The sequence below is a fragment of the Microbacterium tenebrionis genome, assembly GCF_020682665.1.
In the GTDB taxonomy this organism is placed as follows: Bacteria; Actinomycetota; Actinomycetes; order Actinomycetales; family Microbacteriaceae; genus Microbacterium; species Microbacterium tenebrionis.
The window spans coordinates 1-3,899 of sequence record NZ_JAGTTM010000013.1 but is presented as its reverse complement, the minus strand read 5'-3'; the positions used below and the strand labels follow the sequence as shown (position 1 = coordinate 3,899).

3 protein-coding genes are annotated in these 3,899 nt (G+C 64.8%); 1 reads left to right on the top strand and 2 read right to left on the bottom strand.

Going from position 1 to position 3,899, the window contains the following annotated elements:
- Positions 1-292 precede the first annotated feature (292 nt).
- Positions 293-1,450, bottom strand: coding sequence for a chymotrypsin family serine protease (locus tag KEC56_RS13780; RefSeq protein ID WP_227531395.1), 1,158 nt, complete (start codon positions 1,448-1,450; stop codon positions 293-295).
- A 271-nt stretch (positions 1,451-1,721) separates the two neighbouring features.
- Complete coding sequence (locus tag KEC56_RS13775) at positions 1,722-2,033, bottom strand: hypothetical protein (RefSeq protein WP_196382795.1); 312 nt, start codon at positions 2,031-2,033, stop codon at positions 1,722-1,724.
- A gap of 314 nt (positions 2,034-2,347) precedes the next feature.
- On the opposite strand from KEC56_RS13775, the gene KEC56_RS13770 reads away from it, so the two are divergent.
- Complete coding sequence (locus KEC56_RS13770; protein WP_227531394.1) at positions 2,348-3,754, top strand: IS1380 family transposase; 1,407 nt, start codon at positions 2,348-2,350, stop codon at positions 3,752-3,754.
- Positions 3,755-3,899: the final 145 nt, after the last annotated feature.

The window sequence follows — 3,899 nt, the reverse complement described above, 5'->3', positions numbered from 1 at the left end:
CTAAGCCCCGATCCACCGATGACCGTGGGTGCTGGGCAGCTAACGCGACTCGGAAATGTCCCTCTGACCGGGAAGGATGGAGCATCCCTGTGGTCCTATTCATCCAACCCTGACAGTCATCTCGTAGATGCAGCGCAAACAAGCCCCGGCGTCGGTGCCCGTAGCGTTGAGCGATCCGGACAAGGACGCGAACGCGAACGGTGATCACGCTGGGGGTGACGATGCTCGCTATGGCGGACTCAAACCACAGACATGGTGAGCGGAGCGTGACCCCGCTCACCATGCCTATCGGCTACTGCATAGTGATGACGAGCTGATGAGTCGACTGTGCGCTGGCCCAGCGGCTCAGGGGTGCGAATCCGACGTTGGCCGAGCACTTCCGGCCCTCGTCAGGCGTCGTGCCCGTCCCCGGGTCGCCCGTGCACGTGGCGGGACTGGGGTACGGGATCATCGAGACAATGCCAATACCGTAGGCGCCAATGGTGTTGTCATCGGGTCGGGTGAGCGGCACGAAGACTGGCCCGCCGCTGTCGCCGTTTCCAGCGGCCGGCGTTCCGTCAATCTGGGTGCTCCATCGCGTCCAGTAGCACTGGAGGAACGCGATGCAGTTGTAGGTGTCGGAGTTCTCGAGGGTGTTGGCGCACACCAGGCCCGAGCGCGATCCGCTGTAGCAGACGCTGTTCCCGCCGACGGGTGACACGTAGCCACGGATGGGCAACACTGTTGACGCGTCGGTGTGGCTTCCAACGAAGATCCAGGTCGAGAGCGACGCAGGCTCGATAAACAGCTCGAGGTCCGTGTCTCCAGCTGCCTGGAATGTGGAGCTCCCGACGGTGTGCGATCCTCCGCCCCACTTCCAGCTTGCGCCCTGTATGTCGGTGCAGTGGTCTGCGGTGATCATGTTGTACTGGCTGTCTTGGTACCGCAGTACGGGATACCCGGTGGAGCAGGACATGTCGTCGCCAGATGTTGGGCCCTCCATGTAGCCGCCGGCGACGAGCGGGGCTGCGGTACGAACGCGAGTGGTTGTCTGCGCGCGCTCTTCTGCCTTGAACTCAACGGGAATGCCGAGCAACTCGTCTGGTGCCTCTTGGGCGCGGGAACGCGAGGTCGGGGATTCCTCGATACCGAGAGTGATCGATGCGCCGTCGGGTGCGGGAGTGCCGGAGACGAATGTCATTCCTGCAGGAAGCGCATCAGGGGATGAGGCCAACCGCTCGATGGTCGCTTCGAGCTCATCGATCGGCCGGGCCGACGGGATGACTTCCCACATCTGATCGCCGGGGAGTTCAGCGGCGATGGTGCGGGTGAGTTCGGAGGAGTCTCCGTAGACGTAGAACTGGATGACGTCTCTGTCGCTGTCCCAAGTCACGGTGTTGATCGAACCGTCGACGTCGTCCTGAACGATCTCACTGATGGCGAGGGTCGAGTCGATATCGAGCGCCTTCATGCCAGGCAGGTCCGCAGCGATAGTGGTGCCTTCTGGTGCGGGTTGTGAGATTGCAACAGTCGGGAGCCCGGGCGCCGCTCCTTCCGAAGACGGCCTGGGCTCGGCCACTGCGGGAGATGCAGCGACCAGCGCGGCACTGATAAGCCCGAGACTGCAGGCTCCTGCGAAGATCCGTCGTTTCATGTGTTCCTCTCAAGTTGCCCCGCGAGCGCGAGACATCTTGAGAAAGTATCAATCCGGAATGCGCTTGCCTAGATGCTCCTGCATACATTTACGCCGCAGGGACCAAGAACGCGACGACTACGACGCCGACTCCACTCGCCACGATGATCGCTGCTACCCCGAGCGCCGACGAGAATCGTGGCGTGGGCCGACGTGTGAGCAACAGTGTCAGCAGCACGGCAAGGATGGAAACGAGCCCGGCGCCGACATATGCGATGGTTGCCTGCAGGGCGTAGTCCGGGGGCGGCGGTGCGGGATCCACGAGTGGTCGGGCGTAGCGGAAGCTCGCAACGTATATGAGCCCTAACACGACGAGCGCGGTGACGACCGACTCGAACACCCACACGGACCGGTTGCTCATCGACCCCTGCGCTTTCATCACAACCCTTTCTAACAGCTCAACACGGTTCTCGGTCTGGCAAGCGATCGATCAGGGTAGCCCCCTCCGCTGGAGCGGGATGCGGGGCTCGCATCGGCATGTCCCGACGCGCCACAGACCAGGGCAGAATCCATCGCGCGATCAAGCTCCATCAGTAAGCTCCTGAGCGCACCCTCGATTCACCGATGAATCGCAGTATTGAATGGGTGGGAGCATTGACCGGAAATGCCCCTCGGATCAGGGAAAATAGAGCTTGTCTAAGGTTCCAATTCCCAGAAACGAGAGGCATCTCGTAGATGCAATTCAAGCACGCTCCTGCCGCGGTGTCAGCGGTGTTCGATGATCCGAATCTCGTGTCGGCCGCGGGGCTGGTGCCGATGCTGCGACTCGCGCGTTCCGCGGGGCTGGACGAGCTCGCGCGTGAGCGGCTGAGCGTCCCGACGGACAAGGGCGCGAACGCGGGCGCGAAGGTGATGTCGCTGGTGGCGGGGATGCTCGCCGGGGCGGACTCGATCGACGACATGAATCTGCTCCGCCACGGCGGGATGGGCCGGTTGTTCGATCGGACGTATGCGCCATCGACGCTGGGATCGTTCCTTCGCGAGTTCCGGTTCGGACACGTCCGGCAGCTCGATGCGGTCGCCTCCCGCGTCCTGGCGAACCTCGCTTCGGCTGCGCCGCTGCTGCGGGTGCGGGCTGGTGAGCGGGTGATGGTGGATCTGGACGACACGATCATCGAGGTCCACGGATACCAGAAGCAGGGCGCCTCGTTCGGGTACTCCGGTGTCCGCGGTTTGAACGCACTGATCGCCACGGCATCGACGTCGGCATCGGCGCCGGTGATCCTCGGGCAGCGGCTGCGGCAGGGGAAGACCGGATCCCCGAAAGGCGCCGCACGGATCGTCGGTGACGCCCTCGCCACCCTGCGCCGCACCGGCGTCGCCGCAGGGGCTCGGCCGTTGCTGCGGGCGGATTCCGCGTTCTACGGCCACGCCACGATCGGCACCGCGATCAAAGCCGGCGCCGACGTGTCGGTGACCGTCCGGATGGACCCGGCGGTGAAGGCCGCGATCGCGACCATCCCGGATGACGAGTGGGAGATGATCGAGTACACCGACTCAATCCGTGACGAAGCCACAGGCCAGTTGATCTCCAAAGCCGAGGTCGCCGAGATCGACTTCACCGCGTTCCGCTCCCGCAAGAAAGCCGAACGCGTCGCGGGACGGCTGGTGGTCCGCCGGATCCCCGACCTGAACCCGGCACAGGCGGAGCAACCGACACTGTTCGACACCTGGCGGCACCACGCGTTCTTCACCACGACCAACACGGACGACATGGACACCGTGGTGGCGGACAAGACCCACCGCGCTCACGCGATCATCGAGCAAGTCCACGCCGACCTCAAAGCCGGGCCGCTCGCGCACCTGCCCTGCGGAGTGTTCACCGCGAACAGCGCCTGGCTCGTCCTCGCCGTGATCGCGTTCAACCTCACCCGGACTGCCGGAATCATCGCCGATCGGGTGGGACGGCTCGCGAGAGCGACGACCGCGACGATCCGCCGCACCCTGATCCACGTCCCGGCGCGGCTGGCGCGCTCCGCGCGCCGGATCACGCTGCACCTACCTGAGGCCTGGCCCTGGCAGAACGCGTTCACCCAGCTATTCACGATCACGCACGCGCCGCCACCAGTCGCGGCCGTCTGACCATGGCCGCGACCGCGGCACGACCGAGGAGCCAGTGGACGACCGGGATGCGACGCCCGGAGCTCAACCCTGCCCACGACACGCCACCGCACACCGACCACGCCAGCCCGGCCCACCCAAAGCTCATCGGTGGATCGAGGCTAAG